General features: G+C 57.9%; 16 protein-coding genes. 15 read left to right on the top strand and 1 reads right to left on the bottom strand.

Translation table 11 applies throughout. The features are described from left to right. Positions 1–318: 318 nt before the first annotated feature. The 14 genes from traI (at position 319) to ACS4RS_RS33550 (ending at position 12201) form a co-directional block, all read left to right on the top strand. Positions 319–942, top strand: a complete 624-nt coding sequence (gene traI / locus ACS4RS_RS33615; protein WP_130679564.1) for an acyl-homoserine-lactone synthase — start codon at positions 319–321, stop codon at positions 940–942. Positions 943–952: 10 nt separating this feature from the next. Then, positions 953–1930 (top strand): P-type conjugative transfer ATPase TrbB, encoded by a 978-nt coding sequence (trbB, locus tag ACS4RS_RS33610; protein WP_439013711.1) that lies wholly within the window; start codon positions 953–955, stop codon positions 1928–1930. Further along, the gene (locus ACS4RS_RS33605; RefSeq protein WP_439013792.1) at positions 1920–2303 is read left to right on the top strand and encodes a TrbC/VirB2 family protein; all 384 of its coding nucleotides are present in this window, start codon (positions 1920–1922) and stop codon (positions 2301–2303) included. Before trbB ends, ACS4RS_RS33605 begins: the two co-directional genes overlap by 11 nt. Next, on the top strand, positions 2296–2595 hold the full coding sequence (locus ACS4RS_RS33600) for a conjugal transfer protein TrbD (RefSeq protein WP_130679567.1): 300 nt from the start codon (positions 2296–2298) through the stop codon (positions 2593–2595). The genes ACS4RS_RS33605 and ACS4RS_RS33600 overlap by 8 nt, the downstream gene beginning before the upstream one ends. 10 nt (positions 2596–2605) lie before the next feature. Then, complete coding sequence (locus ACS4RS_RS33595) at positions 2606–5056, top strand: conjugal transfer protein TrbE (RefSeq protein WP_439013793.1); 2451 nt, start codon at positions 2606–2608, stop codon at positions 5054–5056. Beyond that, positions 5034–5831 (top strand): P-type conjugative transfer protein TrbJ, encoded by a 798-nt coding sequence (gene trbJ / locus ACS4RS_RS33590; protein WP_439013801.1) that lies wholly within the window; start codon positions 5034–5036, stop codon positions 5829–5831. Before ACS4RS_RS33595 ends, trbJ begins: the two co-directional genes overlap by 23 nt. Continuing rightward, complete coding sequence (trbK, locus tag ACS4RS_RS33585) at positions 5828–6028, top strand: entry exclusion protein TrbK (RefSeq protein WP_439013712.1); 201 nt, start codon at positions 5828–5830, stop codon at positions 6026–6028. Before trbJ ends, trbK begins: the two co-directional genes overlap by 4 nt. Next, the gene (trbL, locus tag ACS4RS_RS33580) at positions 6022–7203 is read left to right on the top strand and encodes a P-type conjugative transfer protein TrbL (RefSeq protein WP_439013713.1); all 1182 of its coding nucleotides are present in this window, start codon (positions 6022–6024) and stop codon (positions 7201–7203) included. Before trbK ends, trbL begins: the two co-directional genes overlap by 7 nt. Before the next feature lie 20 nt (positions 7204–7223). After that, entirely contained in the window at positions 7224–7886 is a 663-nt protein-coding gene (locus tag ACS4RS_RS33575) for a conjugal transfer protein TrbF (RefSeq protein ID WP_439013714.1), read from the top strand. Positions 7887–7903: 17 nt separating this feature from the next. After that, positions 7904–8716 (top strand): P-type conjugative transfer protein TrbG, encoded by an 813-nt coding sequence (gene trbG, locus ACS4RS_RS33570; RefSeq protein WP_439013715.1) that lies wholly within the window; start codon positions 7904–7906, stop codon positions 8714–8716. A 3-nt stretch (positions 8717–8719) separates the two neighbouring features. Continuing rightward, positions 8720–9160: a conjugal transfer protein TrbH gene (trbH, locus tag ACS4RS_RS33565; RefSeq protein ID WP_439013716.1), complete on the top strand. Its 441-nt coding sequence runs from the start codon at positions 8720–8722 to the stop codon at positions 9158–9160. Positions 9161–9171: 11 nt separating this feature from the next. Then, complete coding sequence (trbI, locus tag ACS4RS_RS33560; RefSeq protein ID WP_439013717.1) at positions 9172–10467, top strand: IncP-type conjugal transfer protein TrbI; 1296 nt, start codon at positions 9172–9174, stop codon at positions 10465–10467. Between the two features lie 183 nt (positions 10468–10650). Further along, positions 10651–11391, top strand: a complete 741-nt coding sequence (locus ACS4RS_RS33555; protein WP_439013718.1) for an autoinducer binding domain-containing protein — start codon at positions 10651–10653, stop codon at positions 11389–11391. Between the two features lie 135 nt (positions 11392–11526). Then, entirely contained in the window at positions 11527–12201 is a 675-nt protein-coding gene (locus ACS4RS_RS33550) for an autoinducer binding domain-containing protein (protein ID WP_439013811.1), read from the top strand. 3 nt (positions 12202–12204) lie between these two features. Here the strand turns inward: ACS4RS_RS33550 and ACS4RS_RS33545 are convergent, their stop codons facing one another. Continuing rightward, positions 12205–12381 carry a transcriptional repressor TraM gene (locus tag ACS4RS_RS33545; RefSeq protein WP_439013719.1) on the bottom strand — a complete coding sequence of 59 codons (177 nt, stop codon included), beginning with the start codon at positions 12379–12381 and terminating at the stop codon, positions 12205–12207. Positions 12382–13530: 1149 nt separating this feature from the next. On the opposite strand from ACS4RS_RS33545, the gene ACS4RS_RS33540 reads away from it, so the two are divergent. Next, on the top strand, positions 13531–18753 hold the full coding sequence (locus ACS4RS_RS33540) for a beta strand repeat-containing protein (protein ID WP_449314150.1): 5223 nt from the start codon (positions 13531–13533) through the stop codon (positions 18751–18753). Positions 18754–18765 lie beyond the last annotated feature (12 nt).

The following is an 18765-nucleotide window of genomic DNA, read 5'->3' as shown; positions in this document are numbered from 1 at the left end:
GATTCTCCGAACCGGTCCAGAAGTTTAGGGTTAACAAAAGGTTAACGACTGAGGACAATCTGCACGAAGCTATTCGGATTTTTGCTTTTCCGCTCCGTCAGTTAGCCTCAGATCTCCGATTCTTTGATCGCGGATTGTTCTCTTGTGAATCCTACAAATCTGAACAGTCTACCGCCGACAAATTTAAGGGTCTTCGGAGCGCCACGCTCCTCGCGAACCGCGACTCACCTCGTAACGAGTATGTCAGATCCTACAACTGCCCGCTGATTCCTATCTGTGCTCATTACCCGGCGGTATTTAACGTCGGAGAATGACAATATGCTGGCATCGGTTGTTGCAATCCCCAAATCCGAAAACGATAAACAGCTCATCGACGCTCAACATAAGCTTCGAGCCCGTGTTTTCGGGGAACGGCTTGGCTGGGACGTCACTGTACGAGACGGTGACGAAACAGATGAATTCGATACACTCCATCCCACCTACATTGTGACGACGACCGCCAAAGGCGTCGTCGCGGGTTGCGCCCGACTTCTTCCTGTCACAGGCCCCACAATGGTGGCCGACGTTTTCCCATCGCTTCTCCCCAACGGTCAACTCAACGCTCATGCCGCGATGATCGAGAGTTCTCGCTTCTGCGTCGACACGGCTCTTGCGGAGGGGCGGGGCGACGGCTCGGTCCATGAAGCGACGCTCACCATGTTCGCGGGCATCAACGAATGGTGCATGGCGAATGGCTACACCGAGATTGTCACGGTGACCGATCTCCGATTCGAGCGCATCCTTGCCCGCGTCGGATGGCCGCTGCAGCGTTTGGGCGAGCCGAAGAAGATCGGCGTGACAATGGCCGTGGCGGGCACACTGCCCGCCAATGCAGAGACGTTCGGCAGGCTCCGTCCTTCCAATTACCGCTCTGAACTCACCCCTCTCAGCCAGGCAGCGTAAGGAGAAATCCGTGAACCAGCTTCGCTCTCACCCTCGGCTTGTCCGCAAACTTCAGGAGGCCCTCGGCGATCTGCTCTGCGTCGCCCTGGACGACGCGAGTGTCGTCGAGATCATGCTCAATCCGGACGGAAAGCTGTTCATCGAACGCCTCGGTCACGGCGTTGCACCTGCCGGCGAGATGTCGTCGGCTGCCGCGGAGATGGTGATCGGGACCGTGGCGCATGCGCTTCAATCCGAAGTGGACACGGAACAGCCCATCATCTCCGGCGAGCTGCCAATCGGTGGCCATCGCTTCGAGGGTCTTTTGCCCCCCGTTGTAGCCAAGCCTGCCTTCACAATTCGACGCCGGGCATCGCGCCTCATCCCGCTCGAAGACTATGTCCGCACCAGCGTGATGACGGAATACCAAGCCTCGACGATCCGCAGTGCCATTTCCGCTAGGCTCAACATCATCATTTCCGGGGGAACGGGCTCGGGCAAGACGACGCTAGCGAACGCAGTGATCCACGAGATCATCAAGTCTGCACCAGAAGATCGGCTCGTCATCCTTGAGGATACCGCGGAAATCCAATGCGCGGCCGAGAACGCCGTTCTCCTCCATACCAGCGATTCGATCGACGTGGCCCGGCTCTTGAAGAGCACCATGCGCTTGCGCCCCGACCGGATCGTCGTTGGCGAAGTTCGCGACGGTGCGGCCCTGACGTTGCTCAAGGCCTGGAACACCGGCCACCCAGGCGGCGTGGCGACCATTCACTCGAACACAGCCATGTCAGCGCTGCGTCGTCTTGAACAGCTGACGGCCGAAGCAAGCCAGCAGCCGATGCACGAGGTGATCGGGGAAGCGGTCGACCTGGTCATTTCGATCGAGCGGACGCCGCGCGGCCGGCTTGTTCGCGACATCATCCAAGTCGAGCGGTTCATCAACGGACAGTACGAGATCGAATCCGATCAGCTCACCGAAGAACAGGAGGCGCGCCATGTCGCGTAAGCATGCCCTCACCGCCGCAGCACTCTTGGCGGCGCCAATCGTTCTTGCCTCTGTCGCGCCAGTGCTCGCCAGTTCCGGCGGCAGCCTTCCATGGGAAGGGCCTCTGCAACAGATCCAGGAGTCGATCACAGGCCCGGTCGCGGGTGCAATTGCTCTTGCCGCCGTGGCTATCGCGGGCGGAATGCTCATCTTCGGCGGCGAGCTGAACGATTTCGCGAGGCGACTTGTGTACGTCGTTCTCGTCGCCGGCATCCTGCTCGGCGCCACCAACATTGTCGGCCTGTTCGGTGCGACCGGCGCTTCGATCGGGCTAGTCGACGAGCAGATCACGTCAATTGGTTCGAACGGAGGAGGGGAGGGAGATCATGGCTGAGTCCCTGTCCGGCCTGCGACGCAATCGCATCCATCGTGCCCTCTCGCGCCCGAACCTACTGATGGGCGCCGACCGGGAGCTGGTGCTGATCACGGGTCTTGCAGCAGTGATCCTGATCTTCGTCGTGCTTACGGCCTATTCGGCGCTTTTCGGCGTCGCTGTCTGGGTCGTGATCGTTGGGCTGCTCAGGATGATGGCGAAGGCCGATCCGCACATGCGGCAGATCTATATCAGGCACATATCCTACAAGCCCTACTACAAGGCAACCACTTCGCCATGGCGGCGGTATTGAGGAGGCGGCCATGGTAGCTCTCAAACGCTTCCGGGTGACCGGCCCATCGTTTGCCGATCTCGTTCCCTATGCCGGCCTCGTCGACAATGGTGTCCTCCTCTTGAAGGACGGAAGCCTGATGGCTGGCTGGTACTTCGCTGGCCCGGACTCGGAAAGTGCGACTGACCTCGAGCGCAACGAGCTGTCGAGGCAGATCAATGCCGTTCTGTCGCGGCTTGGAAGTGGCTGGATGATCCAGGTCGAGGCCATCCGCATTCCGACGGTCGACTATCCCACAGAAGACCGTTGCCATTTCCCGGACCCGGTGACCCGCGCGATTGATGCCGAGCGCCGCGCACATTTCGCGCGCGAGCAGGGGCATTTCGAGAGCAAGCATGCGCTGATCCTGACCTACCGGCCGCTCGAGTCCAAGAAGACTGCTCTCAGCAAATACATCTATTCGGATGAGGAAAGCCGGAAAAAATCCTACGCGGACACGGTGCTCTTCGTGTTCAAGAACGCAGTGCGAGAGCTTGAGCAGTATTTTTCCAAAACTCTTTCGATCCGGCGAATGGAAACCCGCGAAACGGTCGAAAGGGGAGGGGAGAGAGTTGCCCGCTATGACGATCTGCTCCAGTTCGCCCGGTTCTGCACCACCGGGGAAAGCCATCCAATCCGGCTTCCCGATGTTCCGATGTATCTCGACTGGATTGCCACCGCAGAGCTTGAGCACGGACTGACGCCAAAGGTCGAAAGCCGTTTCCTCGGCGTCGTTGCGATCGACGGTCTGCCGGCCGAAAGCTGGCCGGGTATTCTGAACAGCCTTGATCTTATGCCGCTGAGCTACCGCTGGTCATCGCGCTTCATCTTTCTCGATGCCGAGGAAGCCCGGCAAAAGCTCGAACGCACCCGGAAGAAGTGGCAGCAGAAGGTCCGGCCGTTCTTCGATCAGATATTCCAGACACAAAGTCGATCCGTCGACCAGGACGCGATGACCATGGTGGCCGAGACTGAGGATGCCATTGCGCAGGCTTCGTCGCAACTCGTTGCCTATGGCTATTACACACCGGTCGTCGTGTTGTTCGACAGCGATCGCGAGGCACTGCAGGAGAAGGCCGAAGCGATCCGGCGGCTGATCCAGGCGGAGGGTTTCGGGGCGCGGATCGAAACGCTCAACGCCACCGACGCCTATCTCGGTAGTCTGCCGGGCAACTGGTATTGCAACATCCGTGAGCCGCTGATCAACACCAGCAATCTCGCCGACTTGATTCCGCTGAACTCGGTCTGGTCCGGAAATCAAGTCGCGCCATGCCCCTTCTACCCACCGAATTCGCCGCCCTTGATGCAGGTCGCGAGCGGCTCGACAGCGTTCCGTCTCAACCTGCATGTCGATGATGTCGGCCATACGCTGATTTTCGGGCCGACCGGTTCGGGCAAGTCGACGTTGCTCGCCCTGATCGCCGCTCAGTTTCGCCGCTACGAAAATGCGCAGATCTTCGCCTTCGACAAAGGCAGTTCACTTCTGCCCCTGACACTCGCAGCCGGTGGCGATCACTATGAGATCGGCGGCGACAATGCCGAAGAGGGGAGAGCGTTGGCATTCTGCCCACTCTCCGAACTCAAAAGTGATGCCGACCGGGCTTGGGCGACGGAATGGATCGAGATGCTCGTCGGCCTGCAGGGCGTCACCATCACTCCCGATCATCGCAACGCCATCTCTCGGCAAGTCGGCCTGATGGCAAGCGCCTCTGGTCGCTCGCTCTCGGATTTCGTCAGCGGCGTGCAGCTGCGCGAGATCAAGGACGCACTGCATCATTACACCGTCGATGGCCCGATGGGCCAGCTCCTCGATGCGGAAGAGGACGGCCTCACACTCGGGGCCTTCCAGACCTTCGAGATCGAGCAGCTGATGAATATGGGCGAGCGCAATCTCGTGCCAGTGCTGACCTACCTGTTCCGCAGGATCGAGAAACGCTTGGATGGGTCGCCGAGCCTGATCGTCCTCGACGAAGCTTGGCTGATGCTCGGCCACCCTGTATTCCGCGACAAGATTCGCGAGTGGCTGAAGGTGCTGCGCAAGGCGAATTGCGCTGTCGTCCTTGCGACCCAATCGATCTCCGATGCAGAACGATCCGGGATTATCGACGTGCTGAAGGAATCCTGCCCGACAAAGATATGCCTCCCGAATGGCGCCGCCCGCGAGGTTGGGACGCGCGAATTCTACGAGCGCATCGGGTTTAACGAGCGGCAGATCGAAATCGTCGCAACCGCCACTCCGAAGCGCGAATACTACGTCGCCACGCCAGAAGGCCGGCGGCTCTTCGACATGTCGCTTGGGCCAGTCGCCCTGAGCTTTGTCGGCGCGTCGGGCAAAGAAGACCTCAAACGTATCCGCGCACTCAAATCCGAACATGGCCACGAATGGCCGATCCACTGGCTCGAAACGAGGGGAGTTCACGATGCCGTATCGCTGCTCAAATAGATGGTTCAGCTGCTTGGCGGCCGCCGCTCTCACGATCGTCTATCAAAGTTCGGTGCAAGCGGGTTCGGCCACCGGCGCCGCGACGGAATGGACGCAGCTCGCCAACAACGCGCAGCTCGTGGACCTCTTGAAAAGTTCCGGCATTCAGGTCGACAATCAGTTGACCCAGATCAGCCAACTTGCAGAGCAAATCCAGAACCAGCTGAAGATCTACGAGAACATGCTGCAAAACACGGCGCAGCTTCCTGACCATGTCTGGGGGCAGGTTGAAAGCGACCTCAACCAGCTGCGCAGTATCGTCGACCAGGGTCAGAGTATCTCATTTTCCATGGGCAACGCTGACGACGTCCTTCAACAGCGCTTTCAGAGCTACGCCGATCTCAAAACCAACCTGCCGGACAACGCGACGTTCTCCTCGACTTATCAGACTTGGTCGAACACCAACCGTGACACCATCGCCAGTTCGCTGAAGGCGGCGAGCCTCACGGCCGACCAGTTCGATAGCGAGGAAGATACGATGTCCTCGCTGCGGTCGATGTCCGAGACGGCTGACGGGCAGATGAAGGCTTTGCAGGTCGGGCACGAGATCGCCGCTCAGCAAGTCGCGCAAATGCAGAAGCTTCGCGGTCTCGTCTCCCAACAGATGACAATGATGGGAACCTGGCTGCAGACGGAACAGACCGACAAGGATCTGGCGCAGGCGCGGCGGGAAAAATTCTTCAACGCCGAAGTCAAGAGCGTTCCGGAAGGCCAGAAAATGGAGCCGCGCTGGTGAGCCGCTCCGTCATGCTTGCCGTGGTGCTCACCGTCGCCGCTGCATCCTCTGCGGCGACAGTTCTGATCATCAATTTCCGAAATCCAGCAAAACCTGCGCTCACCGAGGAGCAGCGCGCCGTCCGGGACAAATTCTTCGGCTCCGAGAATGAACTGCCGCCGATCAAGGAAGGTCAGGAGATGCGCCCGAGATGGTGAAAGTTGCTGTCGCGCGTTCATTCCTGATTACAGGTCTTTTTTGCCTCGCCTATGCTGTCCCCGCATTCGCGCAGGAGGGCCGGGTCCTCACGGAACTCGAAAACCAGGTCTCGTCCGCTGCAAAGGGGTGGGAAACCACAATCATGGATGCGGCTAAATCCCTATTCTGGATTCTCGCGACGATCGAGATTGGCATCGCAGCCGTGTGGCTAGCGATCCAGTCGGCAACGCTGGACAGTTGGTTCGCCGAGCTGGTGCGGCGGATCATGTTCATCGGTTTTTTCGCATTCGTTCTGACCCAAGGTCCGACGTTTGCGCGAGCGGTGGTCGACAGCCTTTTCCAGATTGGCGCGGGCGGCGGTTCAGCTTCACCCGCAGAAGTGTTCGACGCCGGCATCCGGGTCGCCTCCCAAATGTCGCAGCAAGCACAGTTTGGGGTGTTCGAAGACAATGCGCTCGCAATTGCCGCCGTTCTCGCCATGGGCGTCGTGGTCATCTGCTTCTCGCTTGTCGCAGCGATCTTCGTGTCGGTCATGGTCGAGATGTATGTCGGCCTGCTCGCCGGCATGATCATGCTCGGGCTGGGTGGTTCGTCCTTCACGAAAGACTTTGCAATTCGATACCTCGTCTATGCCTTCGGCGTCGGCATGAAGCTCATGGCCTTGGTGATGATCGCCAAGATCGGATCGAACGTCCTGCTTGGCCTTGCGCAAGCTCCGACTGCCTCATCGGACCAGTTCGTTACGACCTTGGCGATCGCCGGTATTTCCGTCGTAGTCTTCATCATCGCCATGTATGTCCCGACCATCATCCAGGGCGTTGTCCAAGGCGCATCGGTGTCCGGTGGCATGGAAGCAATCCGCCACGGCGGACAGGCGGCGTCCTTCGCCGCCGGTGCGGGCTTCCTCGCAGCCGGCTCCGCCGGCGCGGGCTTTGCGGTGGCACAAGCCGCACGCGCTGGCGGATCATCGGTCGCGGGTGCTGCTCTTCGCGGCATAGGTGCGAGCTTCAGTTCCGGCGCGCAAGCAGCCGGATCTGCCGCGAAGGAAAAGGCAATCGGCTCTCCGGGCGCTTATGCAGGATCCATTCTCGGACTCGCTAATGCGAAGCTCGATCACCAGCGTGGCGGTCACAGCGGACCAAGACCTCTTCCCGAACGCAACGACAAACCGTAATCGAAACAAGGGAAGAAGAAATGGCCGCAAACCGCGCCCCGGAAAACCCGTATCTTGCCGCTCGCCAGGAATGGTCTGAACGCTATGGCTCATATGTCAAGGCGGCGGCCGCATGGCGCATTGTTGGTGTCCTCGGTCTGGTCATGGCCGTCATCGGCTTTGGCTATGCGATGTATCTGAGCACGCAAGTGAGGCTCGTGCCTTACATCGTCGAGGTCGACAAGCTCGGAACCGCGGTCACGGCAGGTTTCCCCGAGCAGATCGAGTACGCCGATGTCCGCGTGGTGCGCGCCACACTTGGCAACTTCGTCACAAGCTTTCGCTCGATCACGCCGGATGCGGTGGTGCAGAAGCAATATATCGACCGCACCTACGCCCTTTTACGCACGTCCGACCCATCGACGGAGAAGGTCAACGCCTGGTTTCGAGGCAATTCTCCATTCGAGAAGGCAAAGTCTTCGACAGTTGCCATCGAAGTCAACAACATCGTGGCGCTTTCAAACCAAACTTATCAGATCGACTGGACGGAATACGAGCGAGACCGCAAGGGCAAGGAGACCGGCACGCGGCGATTCCGCGGGATCGCGACTGTGACGCTCACCGCGCCACAGGATGAGGCGACGATCCGCCTCAATCCAATCGGCCTCTACGTGCGGGATTTCGACTGGACGGCACAGCTTTAAGGGCAGGGATTCTTTCGATGAAGAAAACGGGATTGATCGCAGCCGCCGGCTGCATGGTCGGACTCTTGCTTGTGGCGGGCGCGCAGGCGCAAAGCATGACGAGCAACGAGATGAAGGGAACAAATCTTTCCAGAAAGTGGCGCGGCACGCCGGGATTGGTCACGACAGGTCCGGACGGAAAGGTCATTTTTCTGTTCGGCGAGACCCAGCCGTCCGTCGTCTGCTCTCCTCTCCAGGTCTGCGACATCGAACTTCAGGGTGGCGAGATCGTTCGCGACGTCCTCGTCGGCGACACCGTGCGCTGGAAGGTAGAGCCGGCCACTTCGGGAGCCACAGGCGGGCAGGCCATCCACCTGATCGTCAAACCGTCGGAGCCAGGCCTTCTCACCTCAATGGTCGTTACGACATCACGGCGCACCTATCATATCCAGCTCAAGTCCCATCCGAGCCAGTACATGGCGCGCATTGGTTTCGAATATCCGGAAGACGTGTCGACCAAGCTCGCCGACATCAACGCCCGTCTCGAAACCGGCGGCATTCCGGGCACCGCGCCGGAAAAGCTGAACTTCTCCTATTCAATCAGCGGGGGCGCTTCGTGGAGGCCGAAACGGGTCTATTCGGACGGGGTGAAGACGTACATCCAGTTCCCGAAGTCGATCTCTGGCCAGGACGCGCCTGTGCTCTTCGTCGTCTCCGGCGGCCAAAATCGCATCGTCAATTATCGGATGAAGAACGACACGATGACCGTCGACTATGCGATCGACAAGGCGATCCTCGTTTCCGGTGTCGGTTGGCGGCAACAGAAGATCACCATCCGGCGGGGAGGCTGAACCATGGGCAAGTTTCTCACATATTTCATCATGGTCGCGCTGCTCTCCGGTTGCCAAACGGCGGACGACGCCCTGACCACCAGTTCCACCCCCGTGGCCGTCACCGGACCGGCTGCAAGCGCCATCGCCGGAGACATGGCAAGCCGTCTGGCTGAACAGATCGGCCCGGCCGGCGTTACGACGACAATCAAAATGGAGAAGGACACGTCGGAGTTCGCCGCCGCCCTCGAGGCCGCCCTGAAGGGGTGGGGCTACACGGTGGTCACCGACGGTAAGGTCGCCAAAGACGTCAAGCCGGTCGAGCTTGCCTATGCGATCGACGACTTCGACGGACAGGTGTTGGCGCGGCTCTCGACGCCATCCATCGCTCTTGGCCGCGCTTACACGCCGACGGCGGCCGGCGCCGCGCCGGCCAGTCCGCTTTCGATCATGCAGCGCAACTGACGGAGATTGACATGGTCCAGTCGCTCCAGCTTGGCACGTCCGGCCAAGCCGACGATCAGCAGGGCATGCGCCGGCTCAACCGCCTGCCGATCATCGTCGCCATCATGGTCATCGTGCTGTTTGTCGGCGTCGTTGTTATTGGCCTATCGCTACGCGGGCTTTCCTTCAATCGTGGCGACATCGAGGGGGCTTCCAACAGCCCTGCGACCAGTTTCGGCGACCAGCTTAAACGGGGTGTCACGGATGGCATTATCGGCGAGCCAGAAAAGCAGGAGGTTTTTCAGCCGGCACCCGTCGTAGTCGAGAAAAAGGAAGAGCAGGAACCGGTCGTCGAGCGCCAACCAACAGATCGACAAGACCGCCGACAAAGGCTCGAATCCGAAGAAGAGTGGAAGGCGCGCCTGAAGCGGGAGCAGGATGAACAATATATACGCGAGGCCCAGCGCCAGCGGATGGCGCGTCTCCAGGCTCGTGCCACGGCGCTCGATTCACCCCTGAAGGTAGACGTCTCCGACGTTGAGAAGGCCGCAGGCTCCACCAACGACACTGGCCGCCAGCCGATAAATATCACAGCGAACAGTGCGTCAGACCTTTATGCCGCCGCCATGAAATCCGGCCTGATGGGGCAAAACGCCGATCAGAACGGCCAGACGTCGAAAGAGGATTTCTTCAATCAGGACATCAAGGATCTGGGCTATCTGCCCAACCAGGTGGTGCCGCAGATGTCGCCCTACGAATTGAAACGCGGCTCAGTCATCCCGGCGACATTGATCACCGGCCTGAATTCCGATCTGCCAGGCCGCATTACCGCTCAGGTCAGCCAGAATGTCTTCGACAGCGCAACCGGCTATCGCCTTCTCATCCCGCAAGGCGCAAAGCTCTTTGGCCGCTACGACTCCAAAGTGTCATTCGGCCAGGAACGCGTTCTTGTCGTCTGGACGGACCTCATTTTCCCGAATGGGTCTACCCTTCAGATCGGCGGCATGGCTGGCACGGACGCCGAAGGATATGGGGGCTTCAAGGATAAGGTCGACCGCCATCTCTGGAGGACTTTCGGTTCGGCGGCGCTGGTGGCAATCATCGGGACCGGGATCGATATGTCGATGCCCGAGAGTTCGACTCTCGCGACGCAGGATACCGCCTCGGATGCAGCACGACGGAATTTTGCCGAGTCATTCGGCCGGGTAGCAGAACAGACGATATCGAAGAACCTGAACGTGCAGCCGACGATTCGCATTCGCCCCGGTTACAAGTTCAACGTGCTGGTCGATCAGGATATTATTTTCCCCTCGACATACTGGCAGTGACGGTCCGCGTCGGTGGTTTTGGGGGATTCGGCCGCAGCCGTCACTTGCGCGAAAAACACATCCAAAGATAGCGGGAACCGCAGATATTGCCGACGTAAGCCTTCTTGGGTTGCAATTCAGGGCGGGGTCGACGATTTTATGTGAGCACCATTCAATGAAAGTTATTGTTGAAGAGAAAGAAGCATGCAGGAAAATCAGCATTCGCCTAGTTATCCTAACGCCTATGAAGCAATGAAAAATGCAGGGACGGTAGCCGTCGCATTGGACGAGTTCCAGCAGCACTACCCCGTGGATTTTGTCACGTTTCATCTCGCCAGGACCATTGTCGATAGCGTTGATGCCCCGTTTGTCAGAACCACCTACCCCGACAGCTGGGTTTCGCGATATCTTCTGAACGACTACATCAATGTCGATCCGATTATTCGAGAAGGTTTTTCTCGTCAGTTGCCATTCGATTGGCGTGAGGTTGACATCCCTGACAGTGCACATCAATTAATGGTGGATGCAGAGATGCACGGTATCGGAGGCAATGGCGTCTCGATACCGATCGTTGATAAATCCCGCCGGTCGCTTCTTTCGATCAATTCGCAGACGAGCGATGAAGAATGGACAGCGATAGAACGGCAGTTCCTACCTGAGTGGACCGAGCTGGGTTTTCTTCTGCACCGAAAAGCGGTTTTCGAACTTCACGGGGAAAACGATCCCGTGCCAGCGCTCGGAACCAGGGAAGTCGAGTGCCTTCACTGGGCCTCGCGCGGCAAAGACAGCAAGGACATTGCTGAAATCCTAGGACTGTCCGAGCACACGGCTCGTGGATATCTGAAATCAGCGCGCTACAAGCTGGGCTGCCCCACGCTATCAGCCGCAATAGCTCATGCCGTACACTTGAACCTTATCACCCCGCATGTGGGTAACCCAAACTAGGGTATCGGTTTGGGGGATTTATCTCCTCGCAATCCCGCTGCATGTTCCAACGGCGCGACAGGGAGCCTCCAGCTGCCTTGCGCGCCGGGCAGTTGGAGAGAGGCTTTGAATGACGCACTAAGAAATTTGGTTGATATGATTGAGGCTGCGCACAATGAGCGGATGATCAAGATTGCACTGAAGAGCTTCGCAAGCGCTTATGGCTTCGAGCGATTCGCTTACCTGCAGACTGAAGGCGCTGAAGTCCGTGCGTTCAACTCCTATCCCGAGGAATGGCAGGACATTTACCTCGCCAACCAGTATTCTCGCATCGATCCGGTCGTCACGGAGGCCAAGCGTCGCATGGAAATGTTTTCCTGGACGACCGACGATTGGCCTGCTCGCGGAACCTCCGAACTCAGGCGCTTTCGAGATCAGGCGATCGAACACGGCATTCGCAGAGGACTGACGATACCCGTCGAAGGAAGTTTCGGCTCCACGATGATGCTGACGTTTGCATCCTCAACGGAGATGGCTGACGTTTCAGAACTGCAGGATGCGCAAAAAGCGATTCAGGCGGTTCTGGCGATCCATTACCGCCTGAAGATTATCGCTGCGACGACGATTGTCGCTCCGAAACGGTTGCTTTCACCAAGAGAAGCCATGTGCCTCGCGTGGGCGGCAAAGGGCAAAAGTGCGCCGGAAACAGCAATGCTGACGGGAATCAACCCGAGGACCGTGCAGCATTACCTGGATAAAGCGCGCGAAAAGCTTGATGCGGCGACCGTTCCGCAGTTGGTAGCGATTGCCAAAGACCACGGTCTGATTTGAGGCTCATTCGTCGCCGTCCAGGGGAACCTGAGGGATATAGCCAAGCACGTCGATAATTTCCGAAAGCTCTTTCTGCTTGGCTTCCGACTTCTTCTGCCGCGCGACATATTCATTCTGCAAAGCTCTTAAGCACAACTTCGGAGACCGATGGTTTAGGTGGCAGCGCGGTCCACTCCTCATGGACAGCTTCGTCGGCGGCAGGGGTCAATGATTTCCGAAACCGCCAATACCTTCCGCTCCCTCTGTATCGAGAGAGGTCCCCATGTCCGAAAGGTCAGACCTGCTAGCGCTGCAATGGCCGAATAAGACATCATTTTTCCCATCCGTCGCCCGAAATTCCGCCTTGCGTTATTCTCGAAATTAAATAAAGATGCCGTTAAAGTTGCGCTTTAAAGACTATTCGATCGGAGGGTGAATTATATGGCAATCCCCGTTACTGCTGTGGCAGTTGAGGTCAAGACAACCTGCGGAAGGCACCATTGCTTTTACAGTCAAAGAGCATCCGATCGACATTCTTAAAGTAACGCCAACGATTACATTGTTCTTCTGCTGAGATCAGCCAAAATGATAAGGACCGCGAAAAGCGCCATTAGAGGAAAAATTATCTTAGCTTGCGCCTTTAGCGTTGCTGGCGGGATATTTCCTGTTTCTCGATGTTTGATGATCGTTGAGAGCATCAATATGAACACCACACAGAATATCAGGGTTGCCACGACTACCAAAAACGCCGCCATCTGTTTGGAACTCTCAAATTCTTTAGAACTGTGAACGCTTCTACACGTGCTGCAACGGATTAAATCATATTACGTAGCCATAGTTGTGGATGTCAACCTGGGGGATAAATATGTCAGACGCACCGCCGATTGGAGGAGGATTCTATGCTCAGTATTGGACGTTCGGCTTTTCAGTAGGCAGAGGAACTGATGGCAGTTTCACCACGAGCCTTTACTCCCAAGTCGGAGCAGGGGTTGGAGCCGCCGGCGGAGCATCTTGGAGTTGGTCAGGCGGTCTCACCCCATACGCCGCAGTAGGTGCCGCCTCGATAACCGGCACCCCAGGTACGCCATGGTCCGCGCTTTATGACTTCCCGTCAGGCCATGTCTTTTTTAGTGTGGGCGGTGGAGTCAGTGACGTATATGAAGGGGGGCGTATCTGGATTTTCCCTCCTGGAACGATTTTAAAGACTGGTACGATCATAACTTCCCGGATGGACCGGAGATGCCTGCATCGCCACCAAGCCAGGGATCTCTTGGACAGCCCACTACGGGACTTCTGAATCCTCTTCCTCCTCCAGGGCTGCCCGACGCTCCGCCGTTGCCCCGTGACCCGTTGATTTTCGACCTCTCAGGGACGGGGATTGCATTAACCAGCTTGGACCAGAGTCAAGCTCATTTCGATTTTGGTGCGGACGGATTCCGGGAGAAAACGGGCTGGGTAGGGGAGGGGCAAGGGATATTGATTCGAGACCCCGGAGATTTGGAGCCTGTCAAATCGGAGCATATAATTGGCTCGACCGGCGGAAATGGATTTTATGAGCTCACCTCATACGACTCTAATGGGGATGGTTTTATCGATAGTGGCGATTCCGCGTTCGCTTCCTTAAGCATATGGGTGGACGGGAACGGCGATGGCATATCCAGCGCTGCTGAAATCTTCTCGCTTGATGAACTCGGCATCACAAAGATCAATTTGGCAGCACAGGCTTCCGGCGTCCCATTTGGCGGGAACACTATTGTTTCGACATCGAGCTTTACAATGTTGGATTCTACGACGAACCAACTTGTCGAACGAGAAATGGTTCAGGTAGATTTCCTGACAGACACGCAGTTATCGCGCGAGGAATTGCCCGAAGACATGGTGTATTCTGGCTTGGCCCTAATTTTACCTCAGATAGACGCCTATGGATTGCTGTCTGACTTTCGGGTAGCAGCATCATTGAACAATGGCCTCGCTTTAACAGCAAAGCAGCTAGTCCTGAACTCCAGTTCTCTGTCGAGCACCGATTTTGAAGCGCGCTTTATCGAACTAGTCGAAAAGTGGGCCGATATCGACGGAGTCGAAAGAGATTCTGCAGGGGATTTCATCGATGCTCGGCACTTGGCTTTGGTTTACAAATATTTTGGCATCGATCCTCAAGTGGCGACCGGTTATCCGACACACCCTAATGCTGCGTTGGCTAATCAGTACGAAGGATTGTATCAGGGAATAATTGCTTCTATGGAAGCGCGCTTCGTATCGCAAATAGCTCCATCTCTATGGCATTTAGGGGCGTCGTCAGAGACAGTAAACCAGCATCCATTCACGCCCTTTGTGCTGTTTCAATACGACCCGAACAGCGACCAGTTGAATGGTGATTTAGATCTTCTTGTAGCCGTCCTAAAAAATCAAGAGCCAACCGATCCTTTAGCGCGCGAACAATACTGGGACAAAGCAACCCATGCTTTAGTCAATTTGCGGCTCGATATCTACGACGGGAACGAGCAGCAGTTCTTGAGCCGCTTTGTCGGCGCGGCAAATCTGAGCGACTATTCCAGCGAAATCGTACAAGCGTTCATCGCAAGACTAGCGCCTGGCATAAGCTTTTTCGATAGTCCAACAGTTGAGGGATTTATTGGCACAAATGGTTCCGATGTAATCTACGGCGATGGTTCGTCAACCGTTCTCATAGGTGGCGGCGGGGATGATCATATTGTCGGTCAAGAGGGTAATGACACGATCATCAGCGGCGACGGCACCGACACGATCTACTATGCCCGCGGCGACGGAAACGACACGATCACGGAGGCAGGCTACTGGGATGCCGACGACCGGCTGGTGCTGTCCGACATCAACCCCGCCGACGTGACGCTGGTGCGCAACGACAACGACGTTACGCTTGTCATCGCCGAGAGTGCGACGGGTGCCGGCGACGGCGGCAGCATCCTGCTCAAGGGCAATCTCAACGAATATCTTGAGAGCGGCCTTGATACGATCGCCTTCGCCGACGGGACGACATGGACGCGCGATACGATGCGGGCAGCACTGCTGGCGCAGGCGCCGACGTCTGGCAACGATGTGATCAACGGCTTTAACGTTGCCGACATCATCAATGGCGGTGACGGCAATGACACGATCAATGCCGGCGATGGCAATGACCTGATCACCGGCGGTCATGGCAACGACGTCATCAGCGGCGGCTACGGCAACGATAGCTATTACTACAGCCGCGGCGACGGCAATGACACGATCGCCGAGGACGGCCTGGGCAACGGCAACGCCGACAAGCTCGTGTTCACTGGCGTCAATGCATCCGATGTCACGCTGGTGCGCAACGGCAACAACGTGACGCTGGTGATTGCCGAAAGTGCGGCTGGCGCCGGCGATGGCGGATCGGTGCTGATCAAGACTGCTCTCGACGACTACTATGACCAAGGGATCGAAACGATCACCTTCGCCGACGGTACCACATGGACACGCAACACGATCCGGGTGGCGCTACTGGCGCAGGCGTCGACGTCTGGCAACGATGTGATCAACGGCTTTAACGTTGCCGACATCATCAATGGCGGTGACGGCAATGACACGATCAATGCCGGCGATGGCAATGACCTGATCACCGGCGGTCATGGCAACGACGTCATCAGCGGCGGCTACGGCAACGATAGCTATTACTACAGCCGCGGCGACGGCAATGACACGATAGCCGAGGACGGCCTTGGCAACGGCAACGCCGACAAGCTCGTGTTCACTGGCGTCAATGCATCCGATGTCACGCTGGTGCGCAACGGCAACAACGTGACGCTGGTGATTGCCGAAAGTGCGGCTGGCGCCGGCGATGGCGGATCGGTGCTGATCAAGACTGCTCTCGACGACTACTATGACCAAGGGATCGAAACGATCACCTTCGCCGACGGTACCACATGGACACGCAACACGATCCGGGTGGCGCTACTGGCGCAGGCGTCGACGTCTGGCAACGATGTGATCAACGGCTTTAACGTTGCCGACATCATCAATGGCGGTGACGGCAATGACACGATCAATGCCGGCGCCGGCGACGACCTGATCACCGGCGGCCATGGCAATGACGTCATCAGCGGCGGCTACGGCAACGACACCTATTTCTATACCCGCGGCGACGGCAATGACACGATAGCCGAGGACGGCCTTGGCAACGGCAACGCCGACAAGCTTGTGTTCACCGGCGTCAATGCATCCGATGTCACGCTGGTGCGCAACGGCAACGACGTGACGCTGGTGATTGCCGAAAGTGCGGCTGGCGCCGGCGATGGCGGATCGGTGCTGATCAAGACTGCTCTCGACGACTATTATGACCAGGGCATCGAGACGATCACCTTCGCCGACGGTACGAGCTGGGATCGGGCGACTCTACGAATGCTATTAGTCAATTACGCGGGTACATCGGCAAACGATACAATCATCGGGTCGAATGTCGCCGACATCATCAATGGCGGTGACGGCAACGACACGATCAATGCCGGCGCCGGCGACGACCTGATCACCGGCGGCCATGGCAACGACGTCATCAGCGGCGGCTACGGCAACGACACCTATTTCTATACCCGCGGCGACGGCAATGACACGATAGCCGAGGACGGCCTGGGCAACGGCAACGCCGACAAGCTTGTGTTCACCGGCGTCAATGCATCCGATGTCACGCTGGTGCGCAACGGCAACAACGTGACGCTGGTGATTGCCGAAAGTGCGGCTGGCGCCGGCGATGGCGGATCGGTGCTGATCAAGACTGCTCTCGACGACTACTATGACCAAGGGATCGAAACGATCACCTTCGCCGACGGTACCACATGGACACGCAACACGATCCGGGTGGCGCTACTGGCGCAGGCGTCGACGTCTGGCAACGATGTGATCAACGGCTTTAACGTTGCCGACATCATCAATGGCGGTGACGGCAATGACACGATCAATGCCGGCGCCGGCGACGACCTGATCACCGGCGGCCATGGCAATGACGTCATCAGCGGCGGCTACGGCAACGACACCTATTTCTATACCCGCGGCGACGGCAATGACACGATAGCCGAGGACGGCCTTGGCAACGGCAACGCCGACAAGCTTGTGTTCACCGGCGTCAATGCATCCGATGTCACGCTGGTGCGCAACGGCAACGACGTGACGCTGGTGATTGCCGAAAGTGCGGCTGGCGCCGGCGATGGCGGATCGGTGCTGATCAAGACTGCTCTCGACGACTACTATGACCAAGGGATCGAAACGATCACCTTCGCCGATGGCACCACATGGACACGCAACACGATCCGGGTGGCGCTACTGGCGCAGGCGTCGACGTCTGGCAACGATGTGATCAACGGCTTTAACGTTGCCGACATCATCAATGGCGGTGACGGCAATGACACGATCAATGCCGGCGCCGGCGACGACCTGATCACCGGCGGCCATGGCAATGACGTCATCAGCGGCGGCTACGGCAACGACACCTATTTCTATACCCGCGGCGACGGCAATGACACGATAGCCGAGGACGGCCTTGGCAACGGCAACGCCGACAAGCTTGTGTTCACCGGCGTCAATGCATCCGATGTCATGCTGGTGCGCAACGGCAACAACGTGACGCTGGTGATTGCCGAAAGTGCGGCTGGCGCCGGCGATGGCGGATCGGTGCTGATCAAGACTGCTCTCGACGACTACTATGACCAAGGGATCGAAACGATCACCTTCGCCGACGGTACCACATGGACACGCAACACGATCCGGGTGGCGCTACTGGCGCAGGCGTCGACGTCTGGCAACGATGTGATCAACGGCTTTAACGTTGCCGACATCATCAATGGCGGTGACGGCAATGACACGATCAATGCCGGCGCCGGCGACGACCTGATCACCGGCGGCCATGGCAATGACGTCATCAGCGGCGGCTACGGCAACGACACCTATTTCTATACCCGCGGCGACGGCAATGACACGATAGCCGAGGACGGCCTTGGCAACGGCAACGCCGACAAGCTTGTGTTCACCGGCGTCAATGCATCCGATGTCACGCTGGTGCGCAACGGCAACGACGTGACGCTGGTGATTGCCGAAAGTGCGGCTGGCGCCGGCGATGGCGGATCGGTGCTGATCAAGACTGCTGTCACCGACTACTATGACCAAGGGATCGAAACGATCACCTTCGCCGATGGCACGAGTTGGGATCGGGCGAATATTAGATCCCATATCTCGTATGTCGGGGGTACTCCAGGCAACGATACCATCACCGGGACAAGCGGCGCGGATAGCATCCATGCTGGGGCTGGTGACGATACTCTGATTGGATTGGCCGGAGATGACGTGTTCGTGTTCCGATCGGGTTTCGGGCACGATACCATAAATGATTTCGTGGCAGGAGCGCAAAGCGCCGACGTAATTGACATCAGCAACGGTATCTTTGCGGATTTTGCCGCTGTTATGGCGGCAGCCACACAGGTCGGAGCCGATACACTGATTACCTACGATGCGAGTAACTCTATCCTGCTGAAGAACGTCGGCCTGACGACCCTTCACCAGGACGATTTCCGCTTCACGACTGCCGCCTGATGAAAAGGCACA

It is taken from the genome of Rhizobium sp. F40D2, from assembly GCF_051810745.2.
Lineage (GTDB): Bacteria > Pseudomonadota > Alphaproteobacteria > Rhizobiales > Rhizobiaceae > Rhizobium.
The sequence above is the reverse complement of the archived record's forward strand: the minus strand, read 5'-3'. Positions and strand labels throughout refer to the sequence as shown.